Annotated in this window: 16 protein-coding genes, 1 tRNA gene and 1 other RNA gene; 3 read left to right on the top strand and 15 right to left on the bottom strand. The window is 43.1% G+C overall.

What is annotated here, in order from left to right; translation table 11 throughout:
• Positions 1 to 19: 19 nt before the first annotated feature.
• The 13 genes from KQI87_RS08905 to KQI87_RS08845 all read right to left on the bottom strand — a co-directional run bounded on the left by KQI87_RS08905 (position 20) and on the right by KQI87_RS08845 (position 13,479).
• Positions 20 to 340 (bottom strand): hypothetical protein, encoded by a 321-nt coding sequence (locus KQI87_RS08905; RefSeq protein WP_216459827.1) that lies wholly within the window; start codon positions 338 to 340, stop codon positions 20 to 22.
• Positions 341 to 493: 153 nt separating this feature from the next.
• Positions 494 to 1,117, bottom strand: coding sequence for a PrsW family glutamic-type intramembrane protease (locus KQI87_RS08900; protein ID WP_019161654.1), 624 nt, complete (start codon positions 1,115 to 1,117; stop codon positions 494 to 496).
• Complete coding sequence (locus KQI87_RS08895; protein WP_216459826.1) at positions 1,114 to 1,740, bottom strand: histidine kinase; 627 nt, start codon at positions 1,738 to 1,740, stop codon at positions 1,114 to 1,116. The genes KQI87_RS08900 and KQI87_RS08895 overlap by 4 nt, the downstream gene beginning before the upstream one ends.
• Positions 1,724 to 2,092 carry a DUF4179 domain-containing protein gene (locus KQI87_RS08890; RefSeq protein ID WP_216459825.1) on the bottom strand — a complete coding sequence of 123 codons (369 nt, stop codon included), beginning with the start codon at positions 2,090 to 2,092 and terminating at the stop codon, positions 1,724 to 1,726. Before KQI87_RS08890 ends, KQI87_RS08895 begins: the two co-directional genes overlap by 17 nt.
• Positions 2,079 to 2,627: an RNA polymerase sigma factor gene (locus KQI87_RS08885; protein ID WP_253292438.1), complete on the bottom strand. Its 549-nt coding sequence runs from the start codon at positions 2,625 to 2,627 to the stop codon at positions 2,079 to 2,081. The genes KQI87_RS08890 and KQI87_RS08885 overlap by 14 nt, the downstream gene beginning before the upstream one ends.
• Positions 2,628 to 2,647: 20 nt before the next feature.
• Positions 2,648 to 3,685: a hypothetical protein gene (locus KQI87_RS08880; RefSeq protein ID WP_216459823.1), complete on the bottom strand. Its 1,038-nt coding sequence runs from the start codon at positions 3,683 to 3,685 to the stop codon at positions 2,648 to 2,650.
• A gap of 98 nt (positions 3,686 to 3,783) precedes the next feature.
• On the bottom strand, positions 3,784 to 5,487 hold the full coding sequence (locus KQI87_RS08875; RefSeq protein WP_253292437.1) for an MBOAT family O-acyltransferase: 1,704 nt from the start codon (positions 5,485 to 5,487) through the stop codon (positions 3,784 to 3,786).
• Between the two features lie 66 nt (positions 5,488 to 5,553).
• Positions 5,554 to 5,625 (bottom strand) — tRNA-Glu (locus tag KQI87_RS08870).
• Positions 5,626 to 5,887: 262 nt separating this feature from the next.
• Complete coding sequence (locus tag KQI87_RS08865; protein WP_216459822.1) at positions 5,888 to 8,056, bottom strand: RNA degradosome polyphosphate kinase; 2,169 nt, start codon at positions 8,054 to 8,056, stop codon at positions 5,888 to 5,890.
• Positions 8,057 to 8,070: 14 nt separating this feature from the next.
• Complete coding sequence (locus tag KQI87_RS08860; RefSeq protein ID WP_216459821.1) at positions 8,071 to 9,609, bottom strand: Ppx/GppA phosphatase family protein; 1,539 nt, start codon at positions 9,607 to 9,609, stop codon at positions 8,071 to 8,073.
• A 27-nt stretch (positions 9,610 to 9,636) separates the two neighbouring features.
• Complete coding sequence (locus tag KQI87_RS08855; RefSeq protein WP_216459820.1) at positions 9,637 to 10,944, bottom strand: ATP-binding protein; 1,308 nt, start codon at positions 10,942 to 10,944, stop codon at positions 9,637 to 9,639.
• 90 nt (positions 10,945 to 11,034) lie between these two features.
• Positions 11,035 to 12,165, bottom strand: a complete 1,131-nt coding sequence (pheA, locus tag KQI87_RS08850; protein ID WP_216459819.1) for a prephenate dehydratase — start codon at positions 12,163 to 12,165, stop codon at positions 11,035 to 11,037.
• 24 nt (positions 12,166 to 12,189) lie between these two features.
• Positions 12,190 to 13,479: a bifunctional folylpolyglutamate synthase/dihydrofolate synthase gene (locus tag KQI87_RS08845; protein ID WP_216459818.1), complete on the bottom strand. Its 1,290-nt coding sequence runs from the start codon at positions 13,477 to 13,479 to the stop codon at positions 12,190 to 12,192.
• Positions 13,480 to 13,773: 294 nt separating this feature from the next.
• Between KQI87_RS08845 and KQI87_RS08840 the strand changes: the two genes are divergently transcribed.
• The 3 genes from KQI87_RS08840 (at position 13,774) to KQI87_RS08830 (ending at position 15,594) form a co-directional block, all read left to right on the top strand.
• Positions 13,774 to 14,160 (top strand): putative ABC transporter permease, encoded by a 387-nt coding sequence (locus KQI87_RS08840; protein WP_216459817.1) that lies wholly within the window; start codon positions 13,774 to 13,776, stop codon positions 14,158 to 14,160.
• 79 nt (positions 14,161 to 14,239) lie between these two features.
• Positions 14,240 to 15,163 carry an aspartate carbamoyltransferase gene (pyrB, locus tag KQI87_RS08835; RefSeq protein ID WP_216459816.1) on the top strand — a complete coding sequence of 308 codons (924 nt, stop codon included), beginning with the start codon at positions 14,240 to 14,242 and terminating at the stop codon, positions 15,161 to 15,163.
• Positions 15,157 to 15,594, top strand: coding sequence for an aspartate carbamoyltransferase regulatory subunit (locus KQI87_RS08830; protein WP_216459815.1), 438 nt, complete (start codon positions 15,157 to 15,159; stop codon positions 15,592 to 15,594). Before pyrB ends, KQI87_RS08830 begins: the two co-directional genes overlap by 7 nt.
• Before the next feature lie 137 nt (positions 15,595 to 15,731).
• Here the strand turns inward: KQI87_RS08830 and rnpB are convergent.
• Positions 15,732 to 16,081, bottom strand: an RNA gene (rnpB, locus tag KQI87_RS08825) — RNase P RNA component class A.
• 159 nt (positions 16,082 to 16,240) lie between these two features.
• Entirely contained in the window at positions 16,241 to 17,908 is a 1,668-nt protein-coding gene (locus KQI87_RS08820; RefSeq protein WP_216459814.1) for a nucleoside kinase, read from the bottom strand.
• Between the last annotated feature and the right edge of the window lie 21 nt (positions 17,909 to 17,929).

Genomic DNA, 17,929 nt, shown 5'->3' with positions numbered 1-17,929 from the left:
TTTCCACCTTTTCCTTTCTTTATACATGATTTTCTGCATCCTGACTCTTTTGTCCTTTTTTTCTGAATTTGATACATAATGCGGTAATCACGACTGCCACAGTAAAGGAAATGACAGCCACCAACACATAGCCGCCTGCGCCTTCATGCAGCAGAATTGTGCCGTACATTCCCGTGGCGTTTATTGGCCGGCTTTGCATGATCCCCATTGCCCCCACAAGGGACAGGAACAGCAGGGTACACAGAACGGACAGACGGCAGACTGTGCGCCGCTCCTGGCGGCGGTGGTATTCATGCATTCGCTTTTTTACCAATTCGATACGCTTTTCTGTATCGTACATGCCTTCCAACCTCCTTCCACAAAAACAGTCTTAAAAGTCCTTTCACTTATATAGGTACAAAAAAAGCGAAAAACTCTCACCTGAAAATCAAATTTTTTCAAAAAAATTTGAGAGCTGCCGAAACAGCTCCCAAAAGCGGAAAATCAGGTTATATTATTGTATCGAACTGCGGAAGATCAGTTTTCCCGCTGCCAGGATCAGTACAGGCAGCAGATAAGCAATATACTGTGCTGCACCGCCGTAGGCGATCAGGAGATTATAAATTGCATGAAAGGTGATTGCCGCTCCCAGCAGGCCGCAGGTTCCGGCAATCTTCAGCCATGTTCTTTGCCACACATATGCAAGGCCGCCGCCGACAATGGCTCCACAGATCACATGCATGGCTCCAGTCCCAATACCACGGAAGAAAATAAAAGAAAAATGTCCGGCTCCGTTTTGGATCAGATAGCAGACATTCTCAAATGTGGCAAAGGAAAGGGCTGTGATCACAGCGGCATTTTTGATTCGCTCCGCTTTTGGCTCAAATATCAGCAGATAAAAGAGCAATGGCAGAAGTTTCATCACTTCCTCCACCACCGGGGCGATCTCTGTGGTAGCTGCAAAGGTGTCCGCTCTGTAAAGTGCAGCGAAAAAGGTGTTGATGTATGCGGAAAGCAGACATGCACCCATTCCGGCAAAGCAGAACAGAAAGAATTTTCTCTGCCGCTTTCCCATACACAGCGCCGCGATCAGCAGGGGCGAAGCCATGCAAAGAAATACATTTTCAATATATGTCATGCCTGCACCGCCTTTCCTGTGGCTGGCAGCAGCGCAAACAGGCTGCCTGTAAGCAAAAGATCAAACCAGCAATAGGGAGCGGAAATGGAATAGCCCGGCCACAGGCAGCCGGAGATCCAAAGAGCATACTCCACCGCCACATAGCACAGCACCTCAATGTGAAAATACCGCATCTTACACGCTGTTCCTGTCTGTATCTGCGCATAAGCAAGACCCCGGATAGAATGATAAGAAACAACGATCATCATGCCACACCAGAGCAGATTGGAAAGAATATCTCCAAAGGTGCAGTAAAACGCACAAAGCGGAATGCCGATCAGAGGAGCTATCAGAGATTTCCGTGTCGAAAAGTCTCTTTCCTCCGCAGAGGAAAGGGTGTATTGCAGAAGATAAAGGAAAATCACGCTGGCTACCCAGCCAAACTCTGACACATAAAAGACCTGCGGTGTTTCAGAAAACAGAAGCAGATACAACGTCCAGTAAAGAGAGCCGAGGGCAAAGCATCCGTAAAAGCAGGTCAGCAGGAAACAGGTCTGTTTTCGATCTTTCAGATACCAGATACCACTCAGACAAAAGCCCAGCAGGGTAACGGCGAATTGAAAAAAGTTACTGAACAGTTCCATCCCCATTGTCCTCCTTTTGCATCTCCGTCTGCTCCTCTTTGTCCAGCTGGCGGATGCGGAAGCACAGAATAGTCACGCAAACGCCGAGAATAAAAGCCAGCAGTCCGATTACCATATATCCCAATGCGGTGCCGCCGCCTAAAATTGTTGCTGCCGTTTCAAATCCAGAAGAAGTACCGGGCGTAATCTGTCCGACAATACCTGGCATGACAAAGGAAACACCAACGATTACTGCAAGGCATGCCGCTATGCAGAATGCAGAGACAATCCGTCTGTGCCGCAGTCTCTGCTGTCGTTCTTTTTCCTCAATACGCCGTTTTACCTCAGCAATCCGTTCCTCATTTTTCAACATCTGTAATACCCTCCCGTTGCAATAATCCGCGTAAACGCTCTTTTCCCCGGTACACCATATTTGTGATCTGCTTCACACTTTTTCCCATGACCTTAGCAGCCTGTTGGTAGCTCATACCCTCAAAATAGGTCAGATAAAGAGCTTCCCGATAATCTGAATTTAACTCGTCCATGCAGAGATGCAGGATCTGATTCCGTTCCTTTGTGCGGATGACCTCCTCCACCAGTGTCTGCGCCTCCGGTTCTCTGGTCAGGTCGTCAAGACTGAAGAAAATCCGCCGTCTGCTTTTGTGACGCAAAGCCATGTGCCGCGCTGCTTTATAAAGGTAAGCCTTAAAACATCCATCCCGGATGCGGGGCTTTTTCGTAAACAGCCAGGAAAAGGTTTCCATCATTAAATCTTCCGCTTCGTGGACGTCATGCAGATAACCATCAATGTATAAGGTCAGCGGATCACCATATTTTTTTATCAACAGTTCAAGTCCTGTCTCATCACCGCGCAGATATTGCCCATAAAGTTCTTCATCCGTGGCCATATCGTTCTTCCTTTCCAATATTACTCCTCTGTTGTCAGATGAAATCTCCTGGCTTCTTTCCATCCCTCATTAATGATACTTCTTTTTTTATCTTTTAGCATGGTTTTTACATACTCCAGACAGTCCTCTGTATCCTCTGCAGATTTATCCCAGCTTTTTATGATCTTTTCTGAATGCACACTGTCTTTCAGATCATAATATTCCACCATGTAGTTTCCAAAATACTCCGTAAACTTTTTCTGCCCATACAGATTCAGATGATGATTATTATAAAAATCCTCCATCATATTCAGTCCGATCTCATCCTTTTGTGTTTCAAAATCCACATAAGAAAATCCATATTCTCTGATAATCTTTTCCGCTTCATTCGCTCTTTGATAAAACGGATAGCTCTTCTTTGTGATCCTGTGCGGTGCACGCATGAACAAAACATTGTCAATCCCTTCATCTTTTAAATACTGAAGGAGGTCGCGCAGGTAATATTCTGCCTTTTCCGACAAAGGAAGTACTGAAGTATCGCCCGTCACATCTATTACCTTACTTTTGGTTTCTTCTGCTCCGGATATTGTCTGAAATCCCTTCAGCCGGCTGCCACCTTCCAGCCTCATACGTGCCTGAAGATAAAAATCAGCTATGCACAGATCCAGACTCTGCCAGTTTGAATGATACTTTAAAAAAGGTATGAAATACTCTGTCCGCTGATCCTCGGGCACTATATCCATGATCGTGTTTATCTTATTTGCCGACCATGGCATATTATCTATGTATTTTCTCAGTCGTTTTTCATCTGTCTGATATTCATCGTCATCCTGCAATGCCCCATTGATCTCTATCACAATTACTTTCGGATCCTGATTAGCCAGAATCTCCTTTACCTGTGATTTTACTATCGAGATCGGACTTCCGGCCACCGAATAATTATAACTGGTAAATCCGAACTCTTTCCAGAGCAGCCCCGGTGCTATTGACGTATAAGTCTCACTTGCTCCAATGGTCACCATATCCAGACTATCCCCCGATTCCAGATAAAATCCTTTGATACGCACACTATCCGGCAAACTGTTCACCTTAAGAAATCCGGCTGCTCCACTCAGGAATAACATAAATATCAGGACAAAGCAACTTAGTTTTAAAATTCTTTTTTTCATCATATATCCTAGAACTGCATATACACAAAATCTGCTGCATTACATCCGGGTCCATACATTCCAAATATGGCAATGCAGAGAAGTCCTGCAAATAACACGATCCACTGAAATTTTGGATATTTCTCCTCCAAAAGCTTCCGTATTGTTGTATCAGGATGACGTTCCTGTATCAGACTGACATAAAAGATTAAAACAATCATAAATATAAGCAGCATATAATCATACAATGTCATACCGCACGACGTAATCTGCTCTGTGATCTGACTTATATCAAAACTGAAATCCATAACACAACGTCCCAGCATATCCATTGCAGCAGAAAAATTATTGCCTATGTCAAACATATATCCTACCAGTACGATCAGAAATGTCCGTAATATCTGAAAAATATGCCATGACTTCTTTTGAGTCTGAATATGCAGCCCGGCAATTGCTTTATTAAATAATGGCTGCATCAAAACAGACAACAGAATCACGCCACCATTCCAAACACCAAAGGCCACATACTTCATATTTGCTCCATGCCAGATTCCCACAAGCAAAAAAGTGATAAAAGAAGCAATTCCTGCCGGCAGTACTTTTGCAACATGAGCTCCGATTGCATGATCACCGTATTTTTGTTTCAGGTTTTTACCCATTTTAAAAAAGCGTTTTGACATTGCAAGAGAGTAAAACACATAGCTCTTCATCCATGCACCTAATGTAATATGCCAACGCCTCCAATAATCGTTAATGCTTACTGCAAAATATGGTCTGCGGAAGTTTTCCGCCATTTCAATACCCAGGATTTCCGCAAACCCTCTGGATATGTCGATCCCGCCCGAAAAATCTGCATACAATTGTAATGCATAGACCAGAACCGTTATGAAGATAACAGTTCCATTATACTGCGTATAATCCGGTGCAACCATTTGGATCAGGCTGACTGCCCGGTCTGCGATAACCATTTTTTTTAAATATCCCCAAAGCATCAGAAGTGCACCGTGTTTTAGATTTCCATAAGAAAATTTTCGTTCTGCATAAAGCTGATGCGCCAGCTGATCATAAAAGCTGATCGGACCCTGAATGATCTGTGGAAAAAATGATACAAACAATGCATATTTTGCAGGATTTCTTTCCGGTTCAGTTTTTTCTCTGTAAACATCAATCAAATATCCGGCAGACTGAAAAGTATAAAAAGAAATCCCCAGCGGCAATACCAGATGTAAGATTGGAACTGAACCGGTCATTCCAGCTTTTCCAAGAAACCTGTTCATTCCTCCGGCAAACAGATTAAAATATTTTAAAAATATAAGGATTCCAAAATTCAGTACAAGCACCATGATCAGAACTCTTTTTCGCTTCTTCTTCATTTCCTCTTTGTACTGCTTTTTCTGTTCCCGATTCCACTCTCCGTTGTGAAGAACTATCGTTTCTTTCTCTATCCTGCTGTTTTTATACATAATAAGTGCTGCAAAATGGACTGTAAATGTAGTAAATAAAAGAAAAGCAGCATATTTCCAGCTTGCCCATAAATAAAAAACATAACTGGCAACCAGCAATACGGTCCACTGATACTTTTTTACAGGAAACATATAATATGCTGTCGTTACCAGCAGCGTAAATATCATAAATGTAATTGTCGTATATCCCATACCTGCTACCCCGGAAACCAGACAGACGGAGATGCTGCAGCAATTCCTGTAAACATATCCGTCTGATATACCACCCATAATGTCACGTTATGATAAAAAAATAACCAGAGTCGAAACTCTGGTTAAATTCTCACTATTTCGTAGCAGCCAGTACGGGAATCGAACCCGTGTTTTCGCCGTGAGAGGGCGACGTCTTAACCCCTTGACCAACTGGCCATTTATTTGTCTGTCGTTTGCTCTTCGCTGTCGACTCGTTTAATATACACCATCTTTTTCTAAAATGCAAGTACTTTTTTAAAAAAATTTCAATTTTTTTATTTTTCTCGAATTTTTCGTTCAAAAAGCCCTGTATTTATGCGGTTTTTGCCACAAAAAAGTTTTTATTTTTTTGTCCCAGAAAAGAAATGCCATGGCAGCCTCACCGCTTTCCATGGCATTTCCCAGTTATTTATTTCTGTTTCTGACTGTTTCTTGTTTCTTATTCCTCTATATCCTCCGCAGGCTCTGCCGGAATGAATACGCGGGATTTCTTTTCTTCGTGTTTATGAAGTGCTGCTTTCTCAGTTGCCTCAATACAGAATTCCATCTGAGAGTTAATCTGGGCTTTGCCCCGTTTATCCGGCTTCACATAAGTTCCATCCGGCTGCAGGATATGAGCTTTTACATTATCCTTAAATTCCAGATCAAGTACGTGCTCCAGCTCTTTCTTAATCTTCTCATCTTCCACAGGGAAGACAATCTCTACCCTGCGGTCAAGGTTACGTGGCATCCAGTCTGCACTTCCCATATAAATTTCCGGACTTCCACCGTTTTCAAAATAGAAAATACGGCTGTGTTCCAAGAATTCTCCTACAATAGAACGAACATGAATATTCTCACTGACTCCCGGCACTCCCACTTTCAGACAGCAGATGCCTCTTACCAGAAGTTCCACCTGAACTCCGCAGGAAGATGCATAATACAGTCCTTCAATGATCTTCGGATCGCAGAGAGAGTTCATCTTTGCACGAATCAGCGCAGGCAGACCTTTTTTCGCATTCTCTGCCTCACGCTCGATCAGACTCAAGAATCTGTCTTTCATCCAGATCGGAGCCACGATCAGTTTATTCCAGCGTTTCGGCTCAGAATATCCGGAGAGCATGTTAAATACCGCTGTTGCATCCTCGCCAAAACGTTCATCGCAGGTAAAGATACCGCAGTCTGTATAGAGTTTAGCAGTAGAATCATTATAGTTTCCGGTTGCCAGATGCACATAACGGCGGATTCCTGTCTCTTCTCTGCGCACAACCAGCGTGATCTTGCTGTGTGTCTTAAGACCTACCAGGCCGTAGATTACATGGCATCCTGCTTTTTCAAGTTTCTTCGCCCATACGATATTGTTCTCTTCATCAAAACGCGCTTTCAGCTCTACCAGTACAGAAACCTGCTTGCCGTTCTCTGCAGCCTGTGCCAGAGCCGCAATGATCGGAGAATTTCCGCTGACACGGTATAAAGTCTGCTTAATAGCCAGAACATCCGGATCTTTTGCTGCCTGACGCACGAAATTTACAACAGGGTCGAAGCTCATATAAGGATGATGCAGGAATACATCTCCCTCACGGATCACCTGGAAAATATCTTTCTCATTCTGAAATTCCGGTACAGGTGCAGGTTGATACTTCGGTGTCTTGTAAGCATCAAAACCATCTGTGCCATATACTTTCATCAACATGGTAAGATCCAGAGGTCCATTGATCTCGAAAATATCTGCCTCTTTGATATCAAATTCCATCTTCAGGATCTTCAGCAGACGTTCATCCATCTTATCCTCTACTTCCAGACGGATAACTTCGCCCCACTGGCGTTTCTTTAACTGACGCTGAATCTCCACCAGCAGATCCTCTGCCTCATCTTCATCAATGGTAAGATCCGCATTACGCATAATACGGTAAGGATGTGCACATACCACATCATAACTGAGGAAAAGTTTATCAATATTTCTTTCAATGATCTCTTCCAGAAGGATCACTGTGGTATCGCCATCTTTCTTCGACGGGATCTGTACCACTCTTGGGAGCACAGACGGAACCTGTACAGTAGCAAACAGAAGCTCTCCTGCTTTATCTTTCTTGTTGAGTTTATCACTCTTCTCTTTCTTGGAGATCAGAGCGCCGATATTCAATGTTTTATTTCTGATCAGCGGAAACGGTCTGGAAGAGTCCATCGCCATTGGCGTAAGTACCGGATATACATTGTCCTCAAAGTATCTGTCCACAAATGCCATCTGTTCTTCTGTAAGATCTTCATGGGCAGCAACCAGATGCATGCCTGCTTTCTCCAGCGCCGGGATCAGGGAACGGTTCAGGGTATTATACTGTACATGAACCAGTTCATGGGTGCGGGCACTGATTTCTTTTAACTGTTCTTTGGCAGTCATTCCTGCGATGTCTGTCTTATGATATCCTGCATGTACCTGATCCTTAAGGGATGCCACACGCACCATGAAGAATTCATCCAGGTTAGATGCAGTAATACTTAAAAATTTCAGTCTGTCAAATAAAGGAAGATTTTTATCTCTTGCTTCACTCAGAACACGCTCGTCAAATTTGAGCCAGCTCAGCTCACGGTTTACGAAATACTCTTTTTTTTCAAATTTTCCAAGATCCATAAGTTCATCCTCCTTTATGCTCTGCCCCTACGCCTGAGAACCAGACGAATGCCAAATACTTCTTCAAAAAATGCGACTTTATCTTTCAGCAGTCCCAGTTCCAGGGAAATATCCTGTGCGGAATCCACGATCATCTGCAGTTCTCTGTCCTTGAGCGCTGTCTTGATCCCTTTTACTTTCTGATAATGGCTTCTGTCCATGGCATTTGCCAGACGAAGGATCGCAGTCATCTTTGCTACCTTGATATAGCTCTCTCTGTCAATCGCCATTCCCATACTGTAAAGTTCATCGTAGTGAACAAACGCAGAATTATTGAATCTGACCGCACACGCGATCATCTGGCGTTCCAGAGAGGACAGACCGATAATATCTGTGGACATAATGATCTGATAAGAACACTCAGAAACATTTTCCATGCTGATATATTTGCCGCAGTCATGGAGCAGTGCCGCGATCTGCAGTAACAGACGTTCTCTTGAACCCATGCCATGAACTTTTTTCATGCTGTCAAAAATATTCAGGCAGAGATTCATCGTTCCCTGAATGTGACTCTTACTGCTGGAATAGCGTTTCGCGATATTCTTTGAGGTAACCAGAATATCATTCTCGAAATTATGCACACTCTTGATAAATTTCTTTTTCTCTGCAAAATCATATGCAATTCCATCCAACAGAGAAACACCCGGAGCCCAGAGAGATTCTGCGTTAAAAATATCGATAAAGTTTCTGCACACTACCATAGTCGGCACTACAAGGGACGCATACTCCGGATCGATCTCCATTTCCTGAGCCAGCAGATCAACAGATTTTCCTACCGTATCCTCATAGCGTTTCATAAATTCTTCCCTTGTAATGATCTTATCTTCCATTTCCTCCTGGAAGATCATATCTGTGATGAAATCTCCCATCAGGATCACATTCTTGATATCCTTGTCTTTCAGATATAGACGCTGGAAACTCATCAGATCATTTCGGATAAATTCCTCAACCAATTTATCATAATGAATGGTTGTTTTCTCCAGTTCCTGCAGCCGCTGGCGGATTCTTAAACTTCCCATCTTCAGTCCCTGAGTAGTGACCAGCGCATCTTTGTCAAAAAGGGAAACCTGCAGGCTGCCGCCTCCTACATCCAGGATCGCAGTTCCCTTCTGAATCATCTTCTTGAATCCTTTTTCAATGGCAGCAATAGATTTATATCCGAGGAAATGCTGTTCTGCACTGCTCAAAATCTCAATCTTAAGTCCTGTCCGCTGATAGATCTGTTCCAGGATAATCAGCGGATTCGCAAGTTCTCTGAATGCACTGGTACCGCAGGCGCGGTATTCATTTACACCAAAGTCCTGCATCAGACGTTTAAAGTCATTGAGTACCTCACACAGAACATTCAGCATTTCTGAATCGATCTTTCCTCCGGAATAAACGCCCTTGCCCAGTTCCAGACTGTATCTGACATCATTCAGTTCCCGGAACCCGATTCTCTTTGACATCTCAAAGATCTTCATACTCACTTCATAAGACCCGATGTCAATGGCCGCAAATGTCATAACTGCCATATGTGTTCCCCCTTTGCTTTGTTATATTTATTCTTCCGCAACCCCCAGCAGATGGTCGATAAACTGCTGTGCCGTTCTTCCTGTAAGTCCGCCATGAGAAAGTTCCCATTTGTTTGCTTCCAGAAGCAGTTCCTCTTCCGGCATCTTGATCCCATTTCTCTCTGCAAGCGCCTTGACGATAGTCTGGAATTCCTTTTTGCTCGGTGCACCGTAGTAAATGCGGACACCGAAACGGTAAACAAGAGAAAGTTTCTCCTGTACAGTATCGGAGGAATGCAGATCGTCATCATCCATAATCTCCAATTTATCACTGGATTTCTCTCTTACCAGATGTCTGCGGTTACTTGTTGCATAGATCAGGATATTATCCGGTTTCTTCTCCAGACCGCCCTCGATAACAGCTTTGAGATATTTGTATTCAATCTCAAATTCCTCGAATGACAGATCATCCATATAGATAATGAATTTATAATTTCTGTTCTTGATCTGCGCGATCACATCATTCAGATCCTGGAACTGATGCTTGTACACTTCAATGATACGAAGTCCCTCATCATAATAACGGTTCAGGATGCCTTTGATACTTGAGGATTTACCTGTACCTGCATCACCAAAGAGCAGACAGTTGTTTGCTTTTCTGCCCCTTACAAAGGCTTCTGTATTCTCGATCAGCTTCTGCTTCGGAATTTCATATCCTACCAGATCTTCCAGTTTCACATGAGCAATTCTTGTGATCGGCTGGATTTCTACATTGTCATTCTCATCATGTCCAACACGGAACGCCTTATGTAAGCCCAGTTTGCCTACGCCGAAATCTTTGTAGAACTGCACCATATCTTTCATAAATTCTTCAGTAGTTTCTGCTTCTGCCAGAGTCTTGCTCAGGCTGCAGATACGGTCTCTGATACGAGAATTGAACATCTTGCTGTTGCTTCCTGTATTTGTGTAATCTGTCAGTATCTTACAGCAGGAAATGCCAAATGCTTCGTCCAGTACTGTCAGGTCGAAATCATATAATTCTTTGAATACTCCGAAATCATTCAGTGCCAGTTCATTGATACTTCCATTTACCGCACCTCTGATCTCGCAGGCTGTGCTGAATGCATTTTCATTATTTACAAGAAGAAATGTAAGATAACAGTGCCACAAATTCCCGGAAAATCCGTATGATCCGGCAGTTTCCACCAGTCCGTTGGCGCATTCAAAGAACAGTCCTTCTTTTTCTTTCAGATCCGGTGATTTCTGTTCCCAGGCAGTCATTAGCTCTGCCATCTTGTCCAGGATCTCACCATGTTCAAAGTTACGATATAATATACATTCATTTAATCTAGCCATTGTTGTTACTTCCTTTTTATCTTTATCCGTTATCCAGATATCAGGTTTTCTTTCTCTCTTCCCATATCTGATTTCACATTGTTGTCAATACTAATAATTTCCCAGAATTCTCATTCTGCCAGTCTCTGCTTCGATTCCTCTCAGCGCATTCTTCACAGCACTGTCTCTTAAATTTCCCTCAAAATCCAGGAAGAATCTGTACTGCCAGTTCTTTCCCGTGATCGGGCGGGATTCGATTTTTGTCATGTTCAGACCATTGTAAATAATATGGGACAGCATATTGTAAAGTGTACCACTCTCATGAGGCAGTTCAAAGAAAATGCTGATCTTGTGCGCATCTTTCACATAGATTGGTTTCTTACTCACAATAACAAAACGTGTAGCGTTCTGTCCGTTATAACAGATATTCTCTGCCAGGATCTTCAGTCCATAGAGTTCTCCTGCCTGTCTGCTGGCAATAGCTGCCTGTGTTTTATCATTATCCTCTTTAATTCTCTTGGCAGAACCTGCTGTATTCTCCATTTCTTTTTTCTTCCAGTCCGGATGAGTTTCCAGATATTTTCCGCACTGTGCAAGAGCCTGCGGATGAGAACATACTTGTTTGATATCCCCAATTTCCGCATCCGGCAAGCCCAGAAGCACATGCTCCGGACGGATGATCTGCTCTCCAACAATGCTCAGATCATATTCTGTAAGAAGATCATAAATATCTGCCACGATCCCGGCTGTTGTATTCTCGATTGGAAGGACTGCATAATCTGCTCTCTCTGCCACAACCTCTTCCATCGCATCACGCCATGTTTTCACATGATAACTCTCGATATCATCATGGAAATATTCTCTCATGGCAGCATAGCTGTATGCACCTTCTACTCCCTGAAAAACAACGGTAACATCTTTCATCGGAAGTTCATCTACCATTTCCAGTTTCTCATCATCCTCGATGCCATGCTCTGTCAGAAGCTGATACTGCCTTTTACGGCTGATGGCCATGATCTGCTGAAAAAGCTCCTGCGCACCAAGTTCATTAAACTCTCCATGTGCTTTTTTACGCAGTGCTTCCAATTTCTGCCTCTCACGCTCCGGATCCAGAACCTTCTTTCCTGTGCGGATCTTATATTCAGCCACATCTTCGCACACCTTCATTCGCTGTTCAAAGAGACGGATGATCTCGCTGTCAATCTTATCTATTTCATCTCGGCAATCCTGTAAATCTATCATGTATCTTATTCCTTCTACTTTCTTTTATTGGTGTTGTTTCTCCACAATATCAGTCATCTCTCCGATAAAGGAAAGAGAACCAAACGCAATGATCACATCCTGCTCACCAGCTATTGCAAACGCTTTCTCTACTGCGGCCTGAATGGATGGCATAGCCTGAACATTCGGATTATATTCTCTGACAGTCTCTGCCAATTTCTCTGCTGGCAGTGCACGCACATTATCCGGAGTCTGAATCGTAAGGATCTGGTCTGCAAAATGTGCAGTTTTCTGAATCACGCTTCTGTAATCTTTATCAGCAAAAACTCCCATAATATAGATCAGGCGTTTTCCTTTAAAATAATGTTCAATAGAAGCTGCCATCATATCTGCCGCTGCAGGATTATGCGCTCCATCTACTACAAACAACGGTTTCTTACAGATGACTGTAAATCTTCCATTCCAGTGCGCATTCTGAAGTCCCTCTTTCCTCTGCTCTGCAGTAGTTGCAAAACCCAGCTCATTCAGCACTTTCAGGGCATTCAGGGCAACTACTGCATTCTCTTTCTGATATACACCCGCCAGTGGAATTTCATAATCTTCCCCATCATACCGGATAGTCTGCCCCAGACAGCTCTCCTGAAGCACCTGTATCTGTGAAGCATCTGCCACTGTACATTCGGCATGATGTTCTGCACAAACTTTCTCAATTACCTGCATTGCTTCCGGTTTCTGCATGGCAGTTACCACATGGCAGTGATCCTTTATGATGCCGGCTTTCTTCTCGGCAATTTGTGACAGGGTATTTCCAAGAAAAGACATATGGTCCATGCTGATAGAAACCAGCACTGCCAATAATGTGTTCTTAATGATATTTGTGGCGTCCAGATTTCCGCCCATTCCGACTTCTAACAAAACGAGATCACATTTCTCGTCCCTAAAAAACAGAAATGCCACTGCTGTCTCTATCTCAAATGCAGTGGGATGAGGATAGCCATCCTTTGTCATGGCTATAATGGCCTCTGCCACCTGTGTGATATATGCGGCAAAGCTCTCTCTGCTGATCCTGCTGCCTGCTACTTCCATCCTGCCTCTGTAGGAATACAAAGTAGGTGAAACATATCTGCCGATACGGTATCTTGCACCAGATAAAGCAGAATATAAAAAAGCAATGACAGATCCCTTGCCATTGGTACCGGCTACATGCACGTATTTCAGATCATCCTGAGGATTTCCCAGGCGCTTCATCAGTTCGCGCATATGGTCAAGCCCCAGTACGCTTGGAATTTCCCGTGTGATTCTATCTATGTACTCCCGGCTCTCCTGATAATTCATAATAAACTCCTCTGTTTCTATGAGCCCGAAAATTATTTCATTACTGTTCACATGCCACTATTCCAAGCCATACCATACAAAGCATATTATCGGATACGGACTGAACAGTAACATTATTTTCCACAGCTCATTTTCTTCCATAAACAAATCTATATGTTCCTGTCTATATATCGTAAAAACTAATTATTCCAGACAATAACACATGTGTTCTCATTATATCTTACACGTATGTTTTTTTCAAGGCAGGCAATACTAGAATCAGGTAAAATTTACGCGAAAATCGGGAGGTCTTTTATGAAAAAATCATTTCTGCTCTGCGGCTTGGCCGGATGGTGCATAGAGGTTCTCTGGACAGGTCTGCATTCTGCACTCTCCGGGGAACTTACCATGACAGGAAAAACCTCTCTTTTAATGTTTCCCATTTACGGATGCGCAGCTGTCATCCGGCCTCTCTATAAGAAGTTTTCCGCTGTCCCGGTTATGATACGCGGATTCATTTATACTGTTGGTATTTTCTCCGTAGAATTTATCAGCGGCTCTTTTCTGCGCTGTTTTCATATGTGTCCATGGGACTACAGCCAGGCGCCCCTGAACTACAAAGGACTGATTCGTCTGGACTATGCTCCACTCTGGTTCGGAACCGGATTATTTTTTGAAAAAATACTCAAAAAACTCTCTTGAAAAATATACAGGGTTATTATATGATGTTAAGAAGGATTACGAAAAAAGTTCCTGAACCAACAAAATATGGAGGTATAAAATGAGACACTTAATGAGTCCACTTGACCTGTCTGTAGACGAGCTTAACACTCTTCTTGACCTGGCCAGTGATATTGAGAAACACCCTGATAAATACGCGCATGTCTGCGACGATAAGAGACTTGCCACTTTATTCTACGAGCCAAGCACCCGTACCCGCCTCAGCTTTGAAGCTGCTATGATGAATCTCGGCGGTAAAGTTCTTGGTTTTTCATCAGCTGATTCCAGTTCCGCTACAAAGGGCGAAAGTGTTGCTGATACAATTCGTGTTGTATCCTGTTATGCAGATATCTGTGCTATGCGTCACCCGAAAGAGGGCGCTCCGTTAGTAGCTTCTATGGCTTCTTCTATTCCTGTTATCAACGCCGGTGACGGTGGTCATCAACATCCTACCCAGACATTAACTGATCTACTTACCATTCGTTCTCTTAAAGGACGTTTAGACAACCTTACCATCGGTCTGTGCGGTGACCTGAAATTCGGACGTACTGTTCACTCTCTGATCGAAGCACTTGTACGTTACACAAATGTGAAATTCGTACTGATCTCACCGGAAGAACTTCGTATTCCAAGTTACATTCGCGAAGATGTTCTGAAGAAGAACAACATCGAATTCCAGGAAGTTGAAAGACTTGAAGATGCTTTACCAGACCTCGATATCCTGTACATGACACGTGTACAGAAGGAACGTTTCTTCAACGAAGAAGATTATGTCCGCATGAAAGACTTCTATATTCTGGACAAACAGAAAATGGAACTTGCAAAAGAGGATATGTACATTCTCCATCCTCTTCCACGTGTAAATGAAATTGCAACAGAAGTAGATGCAGACCCGAGAGCAGCTTATTTCAAACAGGCTCAGTACGGCGTATATGTACGTATGGCCCTGATTCTCACATTACTGGAGGTAAAATTACCATGTTAAATGTTGGAGCACTTCGTGAAGGTTATGTATTAGACCATATCAAAGCCGGCAAGGCCATGACTATCTATCATGATCTGAAACTTGATAAACTTGACTGTACTGTTGCGATCATCAAGAACGCACGCAGTAACAAAATGGGAAAGAAAGATATCATCAAGGTTGAATGCCCGATCGAGAATCTTGATCTGGACATCCTTGGTTTCATTGACCACAACATCACTGTAAACATCATCAAAGATGAGAAGATCGTTGCAAAGAAAGACCTGAAACTTCCGAAACAGGTCGTAAACGTGATCAGATGCAAAAATCCTCGCTGCATCACTTCTATCGAGCAGGGACTTGACCAGATCTTCGTTCTCGCTGATGAGGAGAAAGAAGTTTACAGATGTAAATACTGCGAAGAGAAATATACCGGTAAGCGTAATAAATAATTTACCTGTATCTCATACGAATCATTACATAACCGGGAGCTATCGTTGTTCCCGGTTATTTTTATACAAAAAATCCCACCAACTGATTTAGATAATTTTCCACATCAGCAGTGAGATTTCAGTTTCTTATTATTTTGTACGCAATCAGACCGATAAGCCGGGTTATGTCATTGGGTAATCATCTGTCTAGGCCTTACGTTGCCATAAGGCTCAAGCGACCCACCTGAAAGCACGACGGGCAGCCGTATCGCTTTCTATTCGGTCTTGCTTCGAATGGAGTTTACATGTGCCCGGCCTGTTACCAGGACGGCGGTAGTCTCTTACACTGCCTTTCCACCCTTACCCCACAAGTGAGGCGGTTTATTTCTGTTGCACTGGTCTGGGAGTCACCTCCACCGGACGTTATCCGGCATCCTGCCCTGCGAAGCCCGGACTTTCCTCGTCTGAACCCTTTCGTCTGTCCAGCCGCGATTACCTGACCTGGTTGCGCAAGTGCTATTCTAGCACGTTTTTTTTTAGTTGTAAAGAAAGATCTTTACATTAGTGTCCAATTTTTATTCCCATGAGTACACGACACATACTTAAATTCTAACATATGCATGTAAAAGCTTACATAAATAGCAATATATGAGCCTCTGTAGCAATTCTATACATTGAAGCAGCTTCCGCCAATAAACTCTCTTAAGATCGAGTTATGCGGCACTGCCTCACTTGGCACCGGAACAAAATATTCAAAGAATTTCAGCAGTCTCTTCGCTTCTGTATACTCCGGCTCATTTTTATCAATCCCAAACAGAAGCGGCTCTGCATATACTTTCAGGCATGCCAGTTCATAGATCAGGGCAGAATTAAACATTACATCTGCCTCCTCCTGAAATGGAAAGATATTCTGCTCTTCTCCTCTGCGTACAGAAGGCCATCTCGCAATCGTCTCCTTCGCAGAAGTTCCTCTTGTACGGGCATCCCTTACGATCCTGCGGATCAGTCGTCCATCAGTGGTAGGAATCCTGTTATGCTCATCAATATTCAGCTGAGTCAAAGCACTGAGATAAATCTTAAATTTGCTCTCCTTTGGAAGTGCATAGCTAAGCTTATCATTCAATCCATGAATCCCCTCAATTACCAGAATATCATCTTTATCCAGCTGCAGAAAATCACCTTTATATTCCCTGGTTCCTGTTTTGAAATTGAAAACCGGCATCTCCACCCTTTTTCCTTCCAGAAGATCAAGCATATCTTTATTAAACTGCTCAACATCAATCGCTTCCAGACACTCAAAATTCTTTTCTCCAAACTCATCTACGGGAGTGAGATGTCTGTCTACAAAATAGTTATCAACTGCGATCGGATGCGGTTTCATTCCATGGGCAGCAAGCTGAATGGACAATCTGTGTGAAAATGTAGTCTTTCCGGAAGAAGACGGGCCAGCGATCATAACAAACTTCTTATTTCCAGCTGCCGCGATCTTAGATGCGATTTCTGAGATCTTTGCCTCCTGCATCGCTTCCTGGATCAACAAAATGTCCTGAATACCGCCTCTGGTAACTTTTTCATTGAGATCCCCAACTGTCGCAATATCCAGTTTATCTCCCCATTCCTGAGATTCCCTCTGCACATGGAAAATCTTCTCCTGAGGTTTAAATTCAGGTATCCGATCCGGTTCATTCTGAGTCGGAAGCTGCAGCACAAAACCGCCCTCATACAGAAACAGATCAAACGTCTTGATATACCCTGTATGATTTGCCATAAATCCGTAGAAATAGTCCTCAAAACTTCCAATACTGTAAAGATTCACGGTAGAACTTCTGCGGTAATTAAACAGTTTCTCCTTGTCATACATATGATGCTTATGAAAAAGCGCAACCGCCTCACTGGTGCTTACACTTCTCTTTATGATAGGAAGATTCTCGTCTACGATCCTGTGCATCTGCGCTTTTACCTTATCAATAAATTCCTGATCCAGTACCATAGGTCCTTTCATTGTAAAATAATAGCCGCTGCCCACTGAATAATGGATCACTACACTGTCCACATTCTCCTGTCCTGCCACATCATAGATTGCCTTCAGAAGGATCATACTGGCACTTCTGCAATAAGTTTTGTGTCCGATTGGATCCTTTGATGTCACAAATTCGATCTCACAGTCCGCCTTCAAATGCTTATGCAGTTCTCTCAGTCTGCCATTTACGATCACCAGCATTACCGGCGCATCTGTATTTCCTTCGTATTCTTTTACAATCTCACTGTAAGGAATTCTCTCCGGATATTGCTTTGTTTTTCCCTGTATTGTAACATTATACATTTTCTGTTCCATAAATCCTGCCTCCATTTCTGC

Source organism: Blautia sp. MSJ-9, from assembly GCF_018919065.1.
Taxonomy (GTDB): domain Bacteria; phylum Bacillota; class Clostridia; order Lachnospirales; family Lachnospiraceae; genus Blautia_A.
This window is presented reverse-complemented; position numbering and strand designations above follow the sequence as displayed.

Coding starts and splice junctions, on each gene's coding strand:
- KQI87_RS08820 (WP_216459814.1), bottom strand. CDS start 17,908: ATGGAACAGAAAATGTATAATGTTACAATACAGGGAAAAACAAAGCAA.
- KQI87_RS08890 (WP_216459825.1), bottom strand. CDS start 2,092: ATGTTGAAAAATGAGGAACGGATTGCTGAGGTAAAACGGCGTATTGAG.
- KQI87_RS08840 (WP_216459817.1), top strand. CDS start 13,774: ATGAAAAAATCATTTCTGCTCTGCGGCTTGGCCGGATGGTGCATAGAG.
- KQI87_RS08885 (WP_253292438.1), bottom strand. CDS start 2,627: ATGGCCACGGATGAAGAACTTTATGGGCAATATCTGCGCGGTGATGAG.
- KQI87_RS08830 (WP_216459815.1), top strand. CDS start 15,157: ATGTTAAATGTTGGAGCACTTCGTGAAGGTTATGTATTAGACCATATC.
- KQI87_RS08865 (WP_216459822.1), bottom strand. CDS start 8,056: ATGGATCTTGGAAAATTTGAAAAAAAAGAGTATTTCGTAAACCGTGAG.
- pyrB (WP_216459816.1), top strand. CDS start 14,240: ATGAGACACTTAATGAGTCCACTTGACCTGTCTGTAGACGAGCTTAAC.
- KQI87_RS08905 (WP_216459827.1), bottom strand. CDS start 340: ATGTACGATACAGAAAAGCGTATCGAATTGGTAAAAAAGCGAATGCAT.
- pheA (WP_216459819.1), bottom strand. CDS start 12,165: ATGATAGATTTACAGGATTGCCGAGATGAAATAGATAAGATTGACAGC.
- KQI87_RS08895 (WP_216459826.1), bottom strand. CDS start 1,740: ATGGAACTGTTCAGTAACTTTTTTCAATTCGCCGTTACCCTGCTGGGC.
- KQI87_RS08875 (WP_253292437.1), bottom strand. CDS start 5,487: ATGGGTGGTATATCAGACGGATATGTTTACAGGAATTGCTGCAGCATC.
- KQI87_RS08860 (WP_216459821.1), bottom strand. CDS start 9,609: ATGGCAGTTATGACATTTGCGGCCATTGACATCGGGTCTTATGAAGTG.
- KQI87_RS08900 (WP_019161654.1), bottom strand. CDS start 1,117: ATGACATATATTGAAAATGTATTTCTTTGCATGGCTTCGCCCCTGCTG.
- KQI87_RS08855 (WP_216459820.1), bottom strand. CDS start 10,944: ATGGCTAGATTAAATGAATGTATATTATATCGTAACTTTGAACATGGT.
- KQI87_RS08845 (WP_216459818.1), bottom strand. CDS start 13,479: ATGAATTATCAGGAGAGCCGGGAGTACATAGATAGAATCACACGGGAA.